This is a genomic window from Xanthomonas sp. F4, from assembly GCF_011761895.1.
The window spans coordinates 305,442-323,111 of record NZ_JAASQX010000003.1 but is presented as its reverse complement, the minus strand read 5'-3'; the positions used below and the strand labels follow the sequence as shown (position 1 = coordinate 323,111).

Genomic DNA, 17,670 nt, shown 5'->3' with positions numbered 1-17,670 from the left:
GCTCATCGCACCGTCTTGGCGGCGACTGCCGCGCTACCGCCGCCCGCAGTCGCGGTGGCGGTCGCGGTAGGCGTGACGGTCTTGCCGGCGCCGTCGATGCGGAAGGTGTGCACCATGCCGCCCAACGGGATCTTGTCGAAGCCATTGCTGAAGGCCAGGCCGGCGGCACCCAGCGCGCCGTACGGATCGCCCGGATCCAGACCGGCGGCGACCGGCAGGCCGATCCAGCCGCCGATGCCCGAGAACACCGCCACGTACTGGTGGCCGTTGGCCTTGTAGGCGATCGGGTTGCCGATGATGCCCGAGGGCAGCTTGGTCTCCCACAGCTTCTTGCCGGTGTCCTTGTCCACGGCGCGGAACCAGCCGTCGAGCGTGCCGTAGAACACCAGCCCGCCGTCGGTGACCAGGGTGCCGCTCCACACCGGGAACTTCTCCTTGATCTCCCACTTGGACTTGCCTTCGACCACGTCGAACGCCTTGACGATGCCCAGCGCACCCGGCTCGTTCGGCTTCATCATCACGTTGGCGAACACGTACGGCAGGCCCATCATGGTGTTGCCGCGCTCCTGCGGGTCCAGCTCCATGTGCCAGTTGTTGGTGCCGCAGAAGAACACCGCCGAGTTGGCCGGATCCACCGAGCACGGCTGCTGGTCCTTGCCGCCCATCGCCGACGGGAACGCTTCGACCTTGCGGCCGCGTTCCAGCGGCGAATGCGCCGCGACCTTGACCGGACGCCCGGTCTTCATGTCGATGCGCTCGGCCCAGTTGGCCGGCACGAACTTGTTGGCGCGCAGCAGCGTGCCGTCGCGGCGATCGAGCACGTAGGCGAAGCCGTTGCGGTCGAACTGCACCACCGAGGGCACCTGCTTGCCGTCGATGGTCAGGTCCACCAGGATCGGCTCGTTGATGCCGTCGTAGTCCCATTGGTCGAACGGGGTCTTCTGGTAGCCCCATACCGCCTCGCCGGTATCGATCTTGCGGGCGAACAGGGTCATCGACCACTTGTTGTCGTACTCGCCGCTGTCGCATTCCTTCTGCGTGGTCTTGCCGCAGCGGTACGACGGGCTCCACAGGCCGGGATTGCCGGTGCCGTAGTAGACCAGCTTGAGTTTCGGGTCGTAGCTGTACCAGCCCCACGCCGCACCGCCGCCGCGCTTCCAGCCTTCGTCCGGATAGGTCTTCTGGCCGAGGTCGCCGAGCTGGCCGTGCTGCGGATTGGCCTTGTTGAAGTCCGGGCCGAGGCAGATGTCCTTGTCGGTGCCGGTGGCTTCGCAGGACCAGGCCTGCTTGCCGTCTGCCAGCGCATACGCGGCGACGCGGCCGCGCACGCCGAACTCGTTGCCGCTGATGCCGGCCACGACCTTGCCGTCGGCGATGATCGGGGCCATGGTGATGGTCTCGCCCTTCTCGGGATAGGCGAGCTTCTGCTTCCACACTTCCTTGCCGGTCTTGGCATCGAGCGCGATCACGTCGCCGCTGAGGCTGCCGAACACCAGCTTGCCGTCGGCATAGGAGGCGCCGCGGTTGACCGTGTCGCAGCAGGCCACCGCCACCGCGCGCTCGTCCTGCTGCGGGGTGTACTTCCACAGCACCTTGCCGTTGTCTTCCTGCGACAGGTCGATCGCGAACACGTTGTTCGGATACGCGCTGACCATGTACATGGTGCTGCCGATCACCAGCGGCTGGCCTTCGTGACCGCGGGTGGCGTCGGTCTTCATCTCCCACGACATCTTCAGGTTCTTGACGTTGTCGCGATTGATCTCGGCCAAGGGGCTGTGCCGGTTCAGGCCGAAGTCGCGACCGATGCCACCCCAGTTGTCGGGGTTGGCGGCATTGGTGGCGAACTCGCTGTCGGTATCGGCGACCGCGGCCGGCGCGGCGGCCGGCGGTTGCTGTGCGGCGGCCGGCGCGGCTGGTGCCGGGGCCTCTTCCTGCTTCTTGCAACCCGCCAGCGCCAACGCAGTGGCCAGCGCGAGCAACGTACAAGCCCGGGTACGACGTGAATGACTGTGCATCGTTCTACTCCCCTCGTTGAAGAGCCGCGACAGCTGCACCTGGGTCGGCGTGTGCCACGGAACCTGAAGCGTGGGTGTCTACGAGCAACGTCCATGCCATCGCACCGCTGCGATGCAACATCCCTTGACGTACGGATCACAACGTCGGTTGTGGTCGCAGAGACGCGCGTCGTCGCGGTCGAAGGCGTCCCGAGAACGTGACACTTTGTGCCATGCCGTTGCATCGCGATTGGCGCAGTGTGGGCACACGCACCGGTGGCACACCCTGCGCCATCGGCGCGCTTGCCGCACAGGTGCAGGCGCACGGGGACGCACGGCAGGAGCGCGCATTCGGCATGCATACGCCGATACGCGGACGGGGTTGGGTGTGAGGACGCGGCGGCCGTCAGCCGCCGCGTGCAGCATCAGTGCGGCTGCGGTCCGACGTGGTCCTGCCACCACGCCAGCAGCGCGGCGCAATCGGCGAAATGCAGATCGGCCAGCGCCGGCCATGGGTTCTCCGGGTTCAGCAGCACGGTGGTGGCACCGGCGTGGCGCCCGCACTGCAAGTCGTACGCGTGGTCGCCGACCATCGCCAGCGCCTGCGGTGCCACGCCCCAGTGTTCGGCCAGCTGCAGCAGGCCGCCCGGATGCGGCTTGGGCGGGGCCTCGTCGCGGCCGAGGATGGTCACTTCCTCGAACAGGTCGTCGACCTCGATCTCTTCCAGGGTCAGCTGCGCCAGTTCGCGGGCATTGCGGGTGAGCACCGCCAGCCGGCAATCGGCCGCATGCAGGGTGCGCAGCAGCGCCGGCGCGCCGTTGGCCGCGGTGGCCTCCTGGGCCAGTACGCGCTCGTGCTCCAGCAGCCAGGCATGCTTGCTGGTGCGCTGCGCGTCCGGCAGTGCCGCCAGGTGCTGCAGGATGTCGGCCTGCGGCGGGATCTGCAGTTCGCGGCGGATCAGCGCGAAATCGTGCACGGCGCGGGTCAGGGTGCCGTCCATGTCGAACACCCAGTGGCGCACCTGGCACAGCGCCTCGGCCGGCGGGGGCGTGGCGGCATGCATCGCGTTCAATCCCAGCCCGGCATCTGCGCACCGTCCAGGCCGCCGGTCTCGAACACCGCGGTGCGGGTGCCGCCGGCCTTCACCGGGAAGGTGATCTGCAGCACCGTGGTCTTGCGCGCCAGCTTCCACAGCGCCTTGTCGTCGCTGATGAACATGGCGATGGCCTCGTCGGTCTTGGGCCGCCAGGCCGCGGCCGCGTGCGGCGGCGCGTCGTCGGCCTTCAGTTCCACCTTGCAGCCGCCGGCGCAGCGGAAATCGCCGGACTGCAGCACCAGGTAAGCGCTGCGCTTCCATTCCGGGTGGTCGCGGAACACCAGTTGCACCGGCTTGGGCCCGCTGCCGTCCACGTCGACCTTGTCGCGGCTGTACAGCATCGCCGAGCGCTGCACGCCCTTGCCGGCCGGCACCTGCGAGTACTGCCAGGCGGCCTGCATGCGGCGCAGCTCGCGCGCCGCCTCGCCCTTGGCCTTGACCTCGGCGTAGCCGGGCTGGATGCGCTCGGCAGCGTCCGACCCGGGATACTGCTGCAGCAGCGCCGCGCCGTGGATCCGGGCCAGGTCCCAATTGCCCGACTTCACCGCGGCGTCGTACTGCTTGGCTAGGTCGTCGGCGGCCTGCGCCTTGGCCTGCGCTTCGGCCGCGGCCTGCGCCTTGCGCTCGCCCTCGTGATCGCCGCAAGCGGCCAGGGCGACGGCGCACAGCGCGCCGAGCAGGATGCGTTTCATCGTGGGGTTCCTCGTTGGATCAGGGTGTCGATGGCCTGCGCGACCTCGGCCGGCTTCTCGACGATGGACATGTGGCCGCTGCCGTCCAGCAGCACCTGGATCGCCTGCGGCAGGCGTTGCGCGTACAGCGCCAGCGCGCTGGCGTCGATCACCGCGTCCTGCACGCAATTCAGCAGCAGCGCCGGCTGGCGGATGTGCGCGGCTTCCTCGAACGGCAGGAACGCCTCCTCGCCGCGGCCGATGCGCGCCAGCACCTGCTGTTCGAACGCGGCCTCGCGACGGCGCCAGGCCACCACCGCCGGCACCGCCCAGCGCGGGATGCGCGGCTTGGCACGTTCGAGCAGGAACACGGTGTCGATGTAGCGCTGCAACGACGCCGCATCGTGCACCGCGAACGGATTGTGCCCGTCCAGCACCGCCTGGCCGAAGGCGTTGTCGGCGAAGCGCACGCCGGCGGCGTTGAACAGGCCGACCCGGTCGAACACCGCCGGATGGCGCGCCGCGGCCAGCGCGGCGATGCCGCCGCCCATCGAATGCCCGAGCAGCACGCATTCGCTGCCGGCACGACGCGCGCACTGCGTGGCGAACGCGGCCACGCGCTCGGCCTGCGCGACGAAGCCGTAGTCCTGCCCGGCGATGCGCTGGCTCTCGGCCCAGCCGGGCAGATCCGGGATCACCAGGTGATAGCGCGTGCTCAGCGCACGCGCCAGCGGCAACCAGTTCTCCTTGCTGCCGGTGAAACCATGCACCAGCAGCAGGGTCGGCGCGGCGGGATCGGTCGCGGCGCGCACGAGATAGGTCCAGGTGTGTCCAGCGACCTGGGCCTGGCGCCGCTGCAGTCCGCTGCCACGGCGCTGGCGCAAGCTCTCCAGGCGCACCAGCAGAAACGGATCGCGCAGCACCAGCAGCACGCCGATCACCACTGCCACCACCAGCAGGATGCCGGCGAGCAGCAACCAGGCAATCGTCAGCACCAGCACGGCGACACCGGAAGGCGAATACGGATCATGCGCTCAGACCACCACGTCGGCTTCGCCGAGATGCAGGGCCAGCCACACGGTCGGCTGCCCGGGATCGGTGAAGGTCACCCGATGCGGCGTATCGGCCGGGATGAACAGATGGTCGCCCGGCGCCAGCGCGACCTCGCGCTCGCACAGCGCCACCCGTGCGCTGCCGCGCAACAGCAGCACCCATTCGTCGTGCGCCTGCAGGTAGGGCGCGTCCTGCGGCGTGGTTTGCCCGTGCGAGACGATGCGCTCGACGCGGCAGCCGGAGCGCCGCAGCAGTTCGGTGAAGATTTCGCCACCGCGGGCATCGGGCAATTCGGCCAGCAAGGAGCCGGACAGGGCGTGAGCGTCAGTCATCTCGGCATTGCCTCCGCAGGCGCGAGCGGGTCCGCTCGCATCGGCGATGGCAGTGTCCTGCCAGGGCGATGGCGCTTGCTGCGACGACCGGGGCGGCGGTGGCGAACGATGTCATGCACGCATGGACCGAGGACCATCGGGACTGCCGAGGATATCGCGAATGCGTGGCAGCGGGTCGTGCACGCCCGCGACGGCGCGTGTGGAAAAAGTTAAGCACGATGGGACAGGCACGCGCTTCATGCAGGCAGCGCATGCGACGGCGCGCAGGGCGACATCGTGCAACGCGCGCGACCAAGCGCCGCCGAAGCGTTCGCCTCCGCCCCGCACAGCACACTCACCGCAACAGGCCGGCCGCACATACGCACACGGCGCCGGGATCGCTCCCGGCGCCGTGTGCGCGGTCTTTCCAGGTGGCGGCGCGCGTCAGTGTGCGGTGCTACCGGCCTTGGCCTTGTCCAGCATCTCCTGCACCGACACCGTGGTGATCGGGTGGTAGCCCGGCTTGGCCTTGGCGAACACCTCCTCGGCGAAGGCCAACCCGTCCGGCGTCTTCACCAGTTCGGCGTAGATCGGCAGGATCAGCTTGCGACGGCCGACGCGGGCGATGAACTCGCCGGCGGCCGGGCGCGCGTCCACGTAGCCGCTGCGGATCGCCAGCGGATACCAGCGCATGGCGATTTCGCCGTTGGCGGTGCTGGTGAAGTGGTAGGCGTCGTCGAGCTGCTTGAGCTGCGCCGGGGTCAGCTTCTCGCCCAGGCCGCTGAGGAAGCGCGTCCACTCCTGGGTGCTCCAGGCATCGGTGACCTGCTTGCCCGGCAGGGTGCCGCTGCCGGTCCAGGCGATGCGCGCGGTATCGACCATGGCGAAGTTGCGCGAGCGCGCCTTTTGCGCGAACGCCGGGATGCCCGGCTCGTCCAGCCACGCATGCAGTTCCTGCGCGGTTACCGCGTCGGGCTTCTTGGCCAGCAGGTGGGTCTTCAGGTATGCGACGAACTGGTCGGTGTTGGCGCTCTGGAAGGCGTGGTCGTCGAACCAGCCGCGCAGGAACGGATCGAAGGTGTCGCGGCCGAAGCGCTGCTCCAGGAACTGCAGGAACCACGCGCCCTTGACGTAGGCGACCTGGCTCAACGCCTCGTCCGGATCGCGCTCGGTCAGCGCCGGCAACGCCAGCGCCTGGTCGGCCGGGCTCATGCCCTTTAGTTCGGCCAGCAGGTCGGTCTGGTCGATCTCCCGCTCCATCTCCGCCGCTTCGGGGCCGTACAGCGCCTCGGTGATGCGCGCCTGCACGTAGGTGGTGAAGCCCTCGTTGAGCCAGATGTCCTTCCAGCTGGCGTTGGTCACCAGGTTGCCGGACCAGCTATGCGCCAGCTCGTGCGCGATCAGCGACACCAGCGACTTGTCGCCGACGATCACCGTCGGCGTGGCGAAGGTCAGGCGCGGATTCTCCATGCCGCCGAACGGGAACGACGGCGGCAGCACCAGCATGTCGTAGCGGCCCCAGCGGTACGGACCGTACAGCGTCTCGGCGGCCACGATCATCTTCTCGGTGTCCTCGAACTCCTTGGCCGCCTTGTCGACCATCGCCGGCTCGGCCCACACGCCCGAGCGCGCCGAGATCGGCTTGAACACCAGATCGCCGGCGGCGATGGCCAGCAGGTAGGAAGGGATCGGCTGCGGCATCTTGAAGCGGTAGTCGCCGTTGCGCACCGCCTTGGGATCGTTGTCGGCGCTCATCAGCACCATCACGTCCGGGCGCGAGACCACGTGCGCGCTGTAGGTGAAGCGCACGCTCGGGGTGTCCTGCAGCGGCACCCACGAGCGCGCGTGGATCGCCTGCGACTGGCTGAACATGAAGGGCAGCTTCTTGCCCTCGGTCATCGATGGCTCCAGCCACTGCAGGCCCGAGGCGGTCGGTGCGGTGTGGTAGGTGATGCTGATCTTCTGCGGCTGCGTCGGCGCCTCGATGGTCAGCTTGCTGCCGTAGATCTTGTCGGCCGGCGCCAGCGCGTACTGCAGCGGCGCGCCCTGGCCCTTGCCGTCGTCGGCCTGCACCTTCTCGATGGTCAGGTCGCGGGTATCCAGCACCAGTTGCTTGGCGCTCTTGTCCTTCCAGTCCAGCGTGTAGGTGGCGGTACCACCGATCTGCTTGCTGTCGAAATCCAGCTTCAGATCCAGCGCCAGGTCCTTGATCACGACCTTGGACGGCTCGGCGTAGGAGGTCTCGTCGTGGCTGCGATCGGCCGGCTTGGCCGCGGCCGGCGCTGGCTTGGCGGCAGGTGCGGCCGCATCGGGCGCGGACGCTTCACGGGAACACCCGGACGCGATCACCGCGGCCAGGGACAACAACAGGAACGGGGAACGCATGGCAGACAGCACCGGTTCGGGGAAACCGGAAGTTTACCGGAAGGCCGGGATTGGGGATTCGGGAGTGGGGATTCGCAACGGCAGTGCGGCGCACGCTGACGAATCCCGAATCCCCAATCGAAGCGGGGATTGGGGATTGGGGATTGGGGATTCGCAGCAGCGAACAGCCGGCGCGCTTACGAATCCCCAATCCCGATTCCCGAATCCCGGCTTCTCATATCTTGTAGCCGAGTGGATCGCCACGATGCCGCCGGCAAGGTTCTTGTAGTGGCTGCGGGCGAAGCCGGCTTCTTCCATCCTTGCCTTCGCGTCCTGCGGCGAATGCTTGCGCCGGCATCGTCGTATCGCGCGTCGGGACTGAAGTCCCTCCCACAAGGACTACCCAGCGCCGCGATCGGTCAGCAACCGATCGCCCGCTATTGCGAATCCCAAATCCCGATTCCCGAATCCCGGCTTCACTCAGATCTTGTAGCCCGAATGGATCGCCACGATCCCACCGGTGAGATTCTTGTAGTGGCTGCGGGCGAAGCCGGCCTCTTCCATCATCGCCTTCAGCGCGTCCTGCGGCGGATGCTTGCGGATGCTCTCGGCCAGGTACTGGTAGCTGTCGGCATCCTTGGCGAACAGTTGGCCCAGGCGCGGCAGCACTTTGAACGAATGGAAGTCATACAGCGGCTTGAACCAGTCGGCGGTGACTTCGGAGAACTCCAGCACCCGCGCCTGGCCGCCGACCTTGAGCACGCGGTACATCTCGCGCAGCGCGGCGTCCTTGTCGGTGACGTTGCGCAGGCCGAAGGCGATGGTCACCAGGTCGAAGCTCTGCTCCGGGAACGGCAGCGCCTCGGCGTTGCACTGCACGTAGTCCAGGCCCGCGACCAGGCCGCGGTTGGTGAGGCGGTCGCGGCCCACCGAGAGCATGCCGGCGTTGATGTCGCCCAGCACGATCTCGCCGTCGGCACCGACCCGGTCCTTCAGCAGCGCGGCGATGTCGCCGGTGCCGCCAGCCAGATCCAGCACGCGGTCGCCCGGCTTGACCTGCGCGGTGGCGACGAAATAGCGCTTCCAGACCCGATGGATGCCCATGCTCATCAGGTCGTTCATCAGGTCGTAGTTGCCGGCGACCGAAGTGAAGACCTCGCCGACCAGCTTCTGCTTGTCCTTGGCGGCGACGTCGCGGAAGCCGAAATGGGTGGTGCCGGATTTGTAGGGGGATTCGCTCATGCCGGGATTATCGCACCGCCGGCCGCTCCGTGCCGGTGAAGCACCGCCCGGGATGACAGCCGCCCGCCGCCTGCGCCAGACTGCCAGCCACTCCCTTTCCCCCGGCCATCCCATGCTGACCACGCCCGACTACCGCGCCCTGCTCGACACCGCCATCGCCGAAGCCCGCCAGGGCCTGGCCGAGGGCGGCATCCCGATCGGCGCCGCCCTGTACCACCGCGACGGCCGCCTGCTCGGCTGCGGCCACAACCGCCGCGTGCAGGAAGGCGATCCGTCGGTGCACGGCGAGACCGACGCCTTCCGCAAGGCCGGGCGCCAGCGCCGCTACCGCGACACCATCATGGTCACCACCCTGGCGCCGTGCTGGTACTGCAGCGGCCTGGTGCGGCAGTTCAACATCGGCACGGTGGTGGTCGGCGAATCGGTGACCTTCCAGGGCGGCATCGACTGGCTGCGCGAGAGCGGAGTGAACGTGATCGACCTGCACAGCCAGGAGTGCATCGACCTGCTCGGCGGCTTCATCGCCGCGCACCCGGACGTGTGGAACGAGGACATCGGCGAGGACTGAGCGGCCCGCCGCGGGCGCCGGCGCGGCGCACCGAGCATCACGCCGCCGCCTTCAGGCCCGCAGGCGAACCAGGCGACGCCGACCGCCGCCGCCCCGCCTGGCGCATCCACCTCTGCCCCACTCAAGCGTGCCGCCGCAGCGCCGGCAGCCCTGCACTGCCATGGCCTGAGCCCCCACGCCAGTCGCGCCGGGAATGGCTCTGCCACTCAAGTGGCACGCCAGTCGCGCCGGGAATGGCTCTGCCACTCGAGTGTTATATTGTTTCAAAATCGACACCGATCGCACCGCATGCCGTCTGTTGCCCTCGCTTCGCCCACTTCCCTCGCCGTTCCCGCAACGCCGGCCGCGCGGCTAGCCTCGATCGACCTGCTGCGCGGCACGGTGATGCTGCTGATGCTGCTCGACCACGTGCGCGAGACCTTCTACCTGCACCACCCGGTCGGCGACCCGATGGAGGTGGAAGGCACGGCGCCGGCGCTGTTCGTCGCGCGCACCCTCGCCCACCTGTGCGCGCCGGTGTTCGTGTTCCTGACCGGCCTGTCGGCCTGGCTGTACGCCGCGCGGCAGGCCGACGGCCGCGCGGCGGCCGCCCGCTTCCTGCTCAAGCGCGGCCTGTTCCTGATCGTGCTGGAGCTGACCCTGGTCAACCTGGCCTGGAGCGGCGCCTTTCCGCCGCAGACGCTGTACCTGCAGGTGATCTGGGCGATCGGCCTGAGCATGCTCGCCCTGGCCGCGCTGCTGTGGCTGCCGCGGCCGACACTGGCCCTGCTGGGCGCGGCGCTGGTCGCCGGCCACCACCTGCTGGACGATGTGCAGGTACAGGGCGACGGCCCGCTCGCGGCCGTCTGGGCGGTGCTGTACGACCGGCGCTGGCTGGAGCTGGGCGAGCTGCGCCTGCGCACCTCCTATCCGGTGCTGCCGTGGATCGGGGTGATCGCGCTCGGCTACGCCGCCGGCCCCTGGTACGGCGCCGCCACCGACCCGGCGCAACGCCAGCAGCGCCTGCTGGCCTGGGGGCTGGGCGCGCTGGCCGGGTTCCACCTGCTGCGCTGGCACAACGGCTACGGCGATGCGCCCTGGCAGGTGCAGAACGACCTCGTGCATACCGCGATGAGCTTCTTCAACGTCACCAAGTACCCGCCGTCGCTGCAGTTCCTGCTGCTGACCCTGGGCGTGGGCCTGCTGTTGCTGCGGCTGTACGAACACCCCGCCGTGGCCCGCACGCTGGCGCCCCTGGCGGCGATCGGCGCGGCGCCGATGTTCTTCTACCTGCTGCACCTGTACGTGCTGAAGCTCGTCTACCTGGCCGCGCTGGCGCTGTGGGGCACCAACCGGGGCGATCTGTTCGGCGTGGACAGCGTGGCCGCGCTGTGGGCCATCGCCGCCTTGCTTGGCCTGGCCCTGTACTGGCCCACCGCCGCATTCGCGCGGCTGAAGGCGCGGCGCCGCGACCTGGCCTGGCTGCGCTACTTCTAAGCTGCGATGGTTCATCTGCGTGCAATGCCGGCGTGGTCGACTGCCGGTTCCTTCGTCCGCGCCTGGAGACCTGCGATGTCCACCCGCCTGCCGCAGTTGCTGCTGATCGGCCTGACCCTTGCCGCCTGCGCCGGATGCGCGACCGCGGCAAGCCAGCGCGACGCCTGGGTAGTGCAGCAGATCCACGACTACAACCATCCCTACGCCGCGCAGCGCGCCGAGCTGGACACCAAGATGGCGACCATGGCCACCAGCGCCTACGCCTTCTACCGCGGCACCGACCACATTTTCTATCAGGACATGACGACCCTGCCGGGTTCGCTGTGGACCTCGCCGCAGACCGGCTACACCTGGCTCGGCGGCGACACCCACATCGGCAACTTCGATGCGGCACGCGACAGCAGCGGCAAGGCGGTGTTCCAGGTCGCCGACTTCGACGAAGGCCACCTCGGCCAGTACGTGTGGGACCTGCGCCGGCTGGCCGCGAGCATGGTCCTGGCCGGCCGCGACAACGGCCTGTCCGACAGCGACATCGGCGACGCCATCGACACCATGGTCGGCGCCTACCTGGACAAGATCGCCGATTTCCGCGGCAGCGACGCCGAAGCAAGCTTCCAGTTGAGCAAGCGCAACACCAGCGGCGCGGTGGCCAAGATCATCGACGGCGCCGACGGCAAGAGCCGCAGCAGCCTGCTGTCCAAGTACACGGTGGTCAGCGGCGGCAAGCGCCAGTTCCAGGACCTGGACAACCTGGTCGCGGTGGACGCCGGCACCGCCTCGGCGGTGGCCGCGGCGATGAACGGCTACATCGGCTCGATCGCCGCGTCCAAGCGTTATGCGGCCAGCTACTACAGCATCAAGGACGTGCGCCAGAAGCTGGGCTCGGGCACCGGCAGCCTCGGCCGCCTGCGCCTGTACGTGCTGATCGAAGGCCCGAGCGCGTCGACCAGCGACGACGTGATCCTGGAATGGAAGCAGGAAGCGGCCAGCGTGGTCGCGGTGGCCGCGCCGTCGCAGATGCCGGCCTCCACCTACGACAACAACGAGGGCGCACGGGTCGCGCGCACCGCCAAGGCGCAGACCATCGACGCCGACGTGCTGGTCGGCTACGCCAGCGTCAACGGCACGCCGTTCTATGTGCACGAGAAGTCGCCATTCCAGCAGGACCTGGACCCGACCGCGCTGGACAGCGCCGGCAAGCTCGCCACCGCCGCCACCTACCTGGGCCAGGCCCTGGCCTCGGCGCACGCGCTGGCCGACCAGGACTACGACCCGAACGTGGTGCCCTACAGCATCGACAAGCAGATCGATCAGGCGGTCACCAGCAGGAGCGGCCTGAAATCGGAACTGCGCCAGTTCGCGTTCGACTACGCCGCGCAGGTACAACTGGACTGGCAGTCGTTCGTGGCCGCGTACAAGGCGGGAACGCCGCTGTATTGAGTTGGCCGGGTGCGAGGTGACGCACGCGCTGCGCGGTTTTGCGGCGGGCCTACGCGGCGGAGCCGCGTCTTGTAGGAGCAGCTTCAGCCGCGACGGGGCGTTACCGGGAAGACCCGGCGCGGCTGAAGCCGCGCCTACGACGCGCGCGATGTAGGCGCGACGTAGGGATCAGGTGCACAGCGGCAGGCGCAGGTAAGGCGCCTGCCGCTTTAGATCGCGCTGGCGTTACAGGATGTACCGGCTCAGGTCCGGATCCTGCACCAGCTCGCCCAGGTGCGCATCGACATAGGCCGCGTCCACGGTGACGCTCTGCCCGTCGCGGTCCGGGGCTTCGTAGCTCAGCGTGTCGAGCAGGCGCTCGAGCACCGTGTGCAGGCGCCGTGCACCGATGTTTTCCTGGCGCTCGTTGACCAGGAAGGCGATCTCCGCCAGACGCGCGATGGCGTCGTCGGTGAAGCGCAGGCTCACGCCCTCGGTCAGCAACAGCGCCTCGTACTGCTTGGTCAGCGCCGCCTTCGGCTCGGTGAGGATGCGGATGAAGTCGTCCTTCGACAGCGCCGACAGCTCCACGCGGATCGGGAAACGGCCCTGCAGCTCCGGGATCAGGTCGCTGGGCTTGGCCAGGTGGAACGCACCGGAGGCGATGAACAGGATGTGGTCGGTCTTGACCGTGCCGTACTTGGTGCTGACGTTGGACCCTTCCACCAGCGGCAGCAGATCGCGCTGCACGCCCTCGCGCGAGACATCGCCGCCGGTGGCGCCGGCCTCGCTGCGCTTGGCCACCTTGTCGATCTCGTCGATGAACACGATGCCGTGCTGTTCGCAGGCTTCGATCGCCGCGGCGCGGACATCGTCCTCGTTGACCAGCTTGCCGGCCTCTTCCTCGATCAGCAGCGGCCGCGCGGCCTTGATGGTCAGCTTGCGCGACTGCGACTTGCCGCCACCCAGGTTGGAGAACATCTGCCGCAGCTGCTGGCCCATTTCCTCCATGCCCGGCGGGGTCATGATGTCCATGCTGACGTTGACCGCGACATCCAGCTCGATCTCGCGCTCGTCCAGCTCGCCCGCGCGCAGCATGCGCCGGAACTTGCTGCGGGTGTCGTTGTCCTGCGCCGAGGGTTCGTTGCGCGCGGCTTCCGGATCGAAGCCGATGCCGGCGCTGCGCCGCGGCAGCAGCGCATCGAGGATGCGGTCCTCGGCACGCTCCTCAGCCTGCGTGCGCACGCGGGTCTTGGCCTGCTCGCGGTACAGCTTGACCGCGGTGTCGGCCAGGTCGCGCACGATCTGCTCCACGTCCTTGCCGACGTAGCCGACCTCGGTGAAGCGGGTCGCCTCGACCTTGACGAAGGGCGCGTTGGCCAGCGTCGCCAGGCGCCGCGCGATCTCGGTCTTGCCGACGCCGGTGGGGCCGATCATCAGGATGTTCTTCGGCATCACTTCGTTGCGCAGCGCGTCGGGCAACTGCATGCGCCGCCAGCGGTTGCGCAGCGCGATCGCCACCGCGCGCTTGGCCTCGTGCTGGCCGACGATGTGGCGGTCCAGCTCCTGCACGATCTCGCGCGGGGTCATGGTGGAAGTGTCGGGATTGGGCATTGGGGATTGGGGATTCGTAAAAGCGGAGGAGGAATGATCGATGCGTGGCCGGAGACCGGGAGGGAGTCGCTCAGCGAATCCCCACTCCCGACTCCCGAATCACAGCTCTTCGACCACCACGTTGCGATTGGTGTAGATGCAGATGTCGCCGGCGATGTTCAGCGCTTCGGTGGCGATGGTGCGCGCGTCCAGCGTGGTGTGGCCGAGCAGGGCGCGCGCCGCCGACAGGGCGTAGGAACCGCCGGAGCCGATGGCGATGATGCCGTCCTCCGGTTCGATCACATCGCCGGTGCCGCTGATGATCAGCGAGGTCTCCTTGTCGGCCACCGCCAGCAGCGCCTCGAGCTTGCCGAGACGACGCTCGGTGCGCCAATCCTTGGCCAGCTCCACCGCGGCGCGGGTCAGCTGGCCGTGCTTCTCCAGCTTGGCCTCGAACAGTTCGAACAGGGTGAACGCATCGGCGGCGGCGCCGGCGAAGCCGGCCAGCACCTGGCCCTCGCGGCCGAGCCGGCGCACCTTGCGCGCGTTGCCCTTCATCACGGTGTGGCCCAGGGTCACCTGGCCGTCGCCGGCCACGGCGACGCGGCCATCGCGGCGCACCGACAGGATCGTGGTGGCGTGGAAAACATTGGGGTTCTGACTGGGATCCATGCGGCCTCCGGAGCGATGACTCAGGTGTGGGGGCTGGCGACGCGCGGTTCAAGCGTCGCCGTGCGCGGACGGGTCGTCGCCCAACCGGGCATGCGCCGGCCGTGCCGGATCGGCGGCGATGCCCCAGGCGACGTGCCAGTCCTCGCCCTGGGTTTCGATCGGGTGCAGGGTGCGCCCGGCGCCGTTGCCGCACGCCAGGTCGTGCGCGGCGCAATAGCGATCGCAGCCCCAGCACAGCCGTTCGGGATGGCGCGGCGCCAGAGGAAAGGGTTTGGCCATGGGGGAGCCCTCGCGACGTGGGAGGGCAGTGTCGTCCTGCCTGCGCCGGCGCGCCTTGATCCAGAACAAGCGCGGATGCGGCAGCGGCCGTGCGACCGCGATTCCGCGATCAGGACTTGCGCTTGGCGCGCGGGTGCGCCGCGTCGTAGACCTTGGCCAGGTGCTGGAAGTCCAGATGCGTGTAGATCTGCGTGGTGGCGATGTCGGCATGGCCGAGCAGTTCCTGCACGCCGCGCAGGTCGCCCGAGGATTCCAGGATGTGGCTGGCGAAACTGTGCCGCAGCATGTGCGGATGCACGTGCTTGAACAGGCCCTGGCGCCCGGCCAGTTGCTTGATCCGGATCTGCACTGCACGCGCGCCGATCGGCGCCCCGCCGCGGCCCGGGAACACCGGCGCGGCGGACTCGCCTTTGCTCTCCTCGCGCCACGCCAGCAGCGCGGTGCGCGCATGCGAGCCGACCGGCACCAGCCGCTGCTTGTTGCCCTTGCCCAGCACGCTGACCATGCCGGCAACGAAATCCAGATCGCGCCAGCGCAGTGCGCACAGCTCGCTCAGGCGCAGGCCGGAGGAATAGAACAGTTCCAATAGCGCGCGATCGCGCAGGCCCAGCGGCGCATCGGTCGACACTTCGACCAGGCGCACCGCCTCGTCGGCGTCGAGCACCTGCGGCAGCTTGCGTGGCGCCTTCGGTGCGCGCAGTGCCGCGGCCGGGCTGACGGCGATGTGGCCGTGCTTGAGCAGCCACGCGTAGAAGCTGCGGCACGCCGACAACCGCCGTTGCAGGCTCTTGGGCGACAGCCCGCGACGGTGCTCGGCGGCGATGAAGTTGCGCAGTTGCGCGGCATCGAGCGCGGCCGGTTCGCCGAGCAGGTTGGCTGCCGCCCACGCCTCCAGCGCCGCCAGGTCGCGCCGATACGCGTCCACGGTATGCGCGGACATGCGCCGCTCGACCTGCAGGTAGGAAAGGAACCGCGACTCGGGACTCGGGACCCGGGACCCGGGAGACGCGGCCTCGTGCGCAGCGCCGGCAGTCTCCTTCCCAGCCTCATGGACGGCAGTCCCGGTTGCGGCTTCTCCCCGGGTCCCGGGTCCCGGATCCCGAGTCCCGGCCCCACTCATCGCTGCAACGCCACCGCCAGCGCCTCGCCCATCATGCGCAGGAACAAGGTGCCCATGCCGGGATAGAACCGGTTCGGGTCGCGGCTGCCGACCGCGATCAGGCCCAGGCCGGGCAGCGGCAGCAGCGCGGTGGATTGCACCTCGTCCACGCGCTCGCCGTACAGCAGCGCCTGCTTTTCCGGTTGCAGGCGGCCGCAGATCGGCTCGCCATCCTTCAGGCAATCGCGGAACGGCACCAGCCGCGGATCGTCGGCCGCCAGCACCTGCAGCCACGGTGCCTGCTCCAGGCCGGGCAAGGAATGCAGCAGCACGATGCTGACCAGGTCGCCCTGGAAATCCTCCTGCAGCGAGGCCGCCATCGCGCGCACGCTGTCGGCCGCGCTGCGCTGGCGCATCAGCGCCAGGGTCAACTGATGGGTGCGCACCGCCAGCCGTTCGTTGACCTGCGCATTGGCGGCCAGGTCGGCCAGCCGCCGCGACAGCTCGCGATTCTTGTCGCGCAGCACTTCCAACTGGTAGCTAGCCAGCGACGCGGTGGGGCCGTCGTCGCGCGGCACCACCAGGGTCAGCGCCAGATCGGGAAACTGTTTCAGGAAGCCGGGATGGCGCCGCAACCACGCCGCCACCTCATGCGCACCGAGCTTGTCGTGGCTGTCGCTCATCGGATCCATTCTCCATCGAAGACGAACGTCGCCGGCCCGGACATCACCACCGGTGCGGTGTCGTCCGGCCACTGCACGCGCAGCTCGCCGCCAGGCAGGCTGACGCGTACGTCGCGCTCGACCCGACCGCGCTGCATCATCACCGCCGCCGCCGCGCAGGCGCCGCTGCCGCAGGCCAGCGTCTCGCCGACACCGCGCTCGTACACGCGCAGGCGTAGGTGGCCACGGTCGATCACCTGCACGAAGCCGACGTTGACCGAATCCGGGAACGAGGCGTGCTGCTGCAGCAACGGGCCCAGGCGGTCCACCGGCGCCGCATCGACCAGGCCCACTTCCAGCACCGCGTGCGGGTTGCCCATCGACACCGCGCCGAAACGCACGCTCCCGCCTTGCAGCGGCAGCACGTACTCGTCGCGCGCGCGCGGAAAGCCGACCAGCGGCACGTCTTCCGGCGCGAACCGCGGCACGCCCATGGCCACGGCGAATTCGCCGTCGGCACTGCGGGTGATGTGGTGGCTGCCGGCGGGGCTTTCGATCACGAAGTCCGCGCCGCTGGCACTGCCGTCGCGTACCAGCCAGGCGGCCACGCAGCGCGCACCGTTGCCGCATTGCCCGGCGGCGCTGCCATCGGTGTTCCAGATGCGGTAGCTGGCGACCGCCGCGGCATCGCGCGGCGGTTCGATGGTCAGGATCTGGTCGCAGCCGACGCCGAAGTGGCGGTCGGCCAGGCGGACCGCCAGTGCGGCGTCCGGCGGCGGGGAGCCGTCGCGCAGGTCGAGCACCACGAAATCGTTGCCCGCGCCCTGCATCTTGCTGAAACGCAGGCGCGTGTCGTGGCGGGCCTCACTCATTCCCATTGGTGGGCATGGTGGTGTCGTTGGCCGGCGGGCGCTGCCCATCCACCGGCTGCGCCTGCCCGGCGGGATCGGTGGTCGCCGGCGGCGTCGCGTCGGGCGCGGGCGTGGCGGGCGCGGCTTCCACCGGGACCGGCTTCTGCGGCATCACCAGCGGCCCCTTGTTGCCACAGCCGGCCAGGGCCAGCAACGCAGCGGCGGAGAGAACGAGACGGATCGGAGAAGAGGACGATGTGCTCATGCGCCGAGTATAGCCACACCGGCATGAACCGGCTGTGCCGCGCTCGCGCGCCGC

The 17,670-nt window shown here is 69.1% G+C and carries 17 protein-coding genes; 3 read left to right on the top strand and 14 right to left on the bottom strand.

Going from position 1 to position 17,670, the window contains the following annotated elements; genetic code table 11:
• Positions 1-2: 2 nt before the first annotated feature.
• The 7 genes from FHR66_RS13670 to ubiE form a co-directional block, all read right to left on the bottom strand.
• Entirely contained in the window at positions 3-2,015 is a 2,013-nt protein-coding gene (locus FHR66_RS13670) for a methanol/ethanol family PQQ-dependent dehydrogenase (protein ID WP_160970818.1), read from the bottom strand.
• A 404-nt stretch (positions 2,016-2,419) separates the two neighbouring features.
• Positions 2,420-3,058: an HAD family hydrolase gene (locus tag FHR66_RS13665; RefSeq protein WP_160970828.1), complete on the bottom strand. Its 639-nt coding sequence runs from the start codon at positions 3,056-3,058 to the stop codon at positions 2,420-2,422.
• 5 nt (positions 3,059-3,063) lie between these two features.
• A complete protein-coding gene (locus FHR66_RS13660) occupies positions 3,064-3,783 on the bottom strand; it encodes a hypothetical protein (RefSeq protein WP_160970820.1) in 720 nt (239 codons plus the stop codon).
• Complete coding sequence (locus tag FHR66_RS13655; RefSeq protein WP_160970822.1) at positions 3,780-4,763, bottom strand: alpha/beta fold hydrolase; 984 nt, start codon at positions 4,761-4,763, stop codon at positions 3,780-3,782. The genes FHR66_RS13660 and FHR66_RS13655 overlap by 4 nt, the downstream gene beginning before the upstream one ends.
• Positions 4,764-4,796: 33 nt before the next feature.
• Complete coding sequence (locus tag FHR66_RS13650; RefSeq protein WP_160970824.1) at positions 4,797-5,147, bottom strand: cupin domain-containing protein; 351 nt, start codon at positions 5,145-5,147, stop codon at positions 4,797-4,799.
• Between the two features lie 423 nt (positions 5,148-5,570).
• Positions 5,571-7,511: a M1 family metallopeptidase gene (locus FHR66_RS13645; RefSeq protein ID WP_160970826.1), complete on the bottom strand. Its 1,941-nt coding sequence runs from the start codon at positions 7,509-7,511 to the stop codon at positions 5,571-5,573.
• Positions 7,512-7,970: 459 nt separating this feature from the next.
• Positions 7,971-8,732 carry a bifunctional demethylmenaquinone methyltransferase/2-methoxy-6-polyprenyl-1,4-benzoquinol methylase UbiE gene (gene ubiE, locus FHR66_RS13635; RefSeq protein WP_160969761.1) on the bottom strand — a complete coding sequence of 254 codons (762 nt, stop codon included), beginning with the start codon at positions 8,730-8,732 and terminating at the stop codon, positions 7,971-7,973.
• Between the two features lie 112 nt (positions 8,733-8,844).
• On the opposite strand from ubiE, the gene FHR66_RS13630 reads away from it, so the two are divergent.
• The 3 genes from FHR66_RS13630 (at position 8,845) to FHR66_RS13620 (ending at position 12,216) form a co-directional block, all read left to right on the top strand.
• The gene (locus FHR66_RS13630) at positions 8,845-9,300 is read left to right on the top strand and encodes a nucleoside deaminase (RefSeq protein ID WP_160969773.1); all 456 of its coding nucleotides are present in this window, start codon (positions 8,845-8,847) and stop codon (positions 9,298-9,300) included.
• A 288-nt stretch (positions 9,301-9,588) separates the two neighbouring features.
• Entirely contained in the window at positions 9,589-10,776 is a 1,188-nt protein-coding gene (locus FHR66_RS13625; protein ID WP_160969759.1) for a DUF1624 domain-containing protein, read from the top strand.
• Positions 10,777-10,851: 75 nt separating this feature from the next.
• On the top strand, positions 10,852-12,216 hold the full coding sequence (locus FHR66_RS13620; protein WP_160969757.1) for a DUF2252 domain-containing protein: 1,365 nt from the start codon (positions 10,852-10,854) through the stop codon (positions 12,214-12,216).
• Positions 12,217-12,441: 225 nt separating this feature from the next.
• On the opposite strand, the gene hslU is transcribed toward FHR66_RS13620, so the two are convergent.
• The 7 genes from hslU to lptM form a co-directional block, all read right to left on the bottom strand.
• Positions 12,442-13,809, bottom strand: coding sequence for an ATP-dependent protease ATPase subunit HslU (gene hslU / locus FHR66_RS13615; RefSeq protein ID WP_048491054.1), 1,368 nt, complete (start codon positions 13,807-13,809; stop codon positions 12,442-12,444).
• Between the two features lie 99 nt (positions 13,810-13,908).
• The gene (gene hslV, locus FHR66_RS13610) at positions 13,909-14,460 is read right to left on the bottom strand and encodes an ATP-dependent protease subunit HslV (protein WP_048491055.1); all 552 of its coding nucleotides are present in this window, start codon (positions 14,458-14,460) and stop codon (positions 13,909-13,911) included.
• Between the two features lie 48 nt (positions 14,461-14,508).
• Positions 14,509-14,739, bottom strand: coding sequence for a DUF3079 domain-containing protein (locus tag FHR66_RS13605; protein WP_160969755.1), 231 nt, complete (start codon positions 14,737-14,739; stop codon positions 14,509-14,511).
• A 109-nt stretch (positions 14,740-14,848) separates the two neighbouring features.
• Positions 14,849-15,859 carry a tyrosine recombinase XerC gene (gene xerC / locus FHR66_RS13600; protein WP_255419591.1) on the bottom strand — a complete coding sequence of 337 codons (1,011 nt, stop codon included), beginning with the start codon at positions 15,857-15,859 and terminating at the stop codon, positions 14,849-14,851.
• Positions 15,856-16,521, bottom strand: a complete 666-nt coding sequence (locus FHR66_RS13595; RefSeq protein WP_160969753.1) for a DUF484 family protein — start codon at positions 16,519-16,521, stop codon at positions 15,856-15,858. Before FHR66_RS13595 ends, xerC begins: the two co-directional genes overlap by 4 nt.
• Entirely contained in the window at positions 16,518-17,372 is an 855-nt protein-coding gene (gene dapF / locus FHR66_RS13590; RefSeq protein WP_160969751.1) for a diaminopimelate epimerase, read from the bottom strand. Before dapF ends, FHR66_RS13595 begins: the two co-directional genes overlap by 4 nt.
• The gene (lptM, locus tag FHR66_RS13585; RefSeq protein WP_017914634.1) at positions 17,365-17,616 is read right to left on the bottom strand and encodes an LPS translocon maturation chaperone LptM; all 252 of its coding nucleotides are present in this window, start codon (positions 17,614-17,616) and stop codon (positions 17,365-17,367) included. The genes dapF and lptM overlap by 8 nt, the downstream gene beginning before the upstream one ends.
• Between the last annotated feature and the right edge of the window lie 54 nt (positions 17,617-17,670).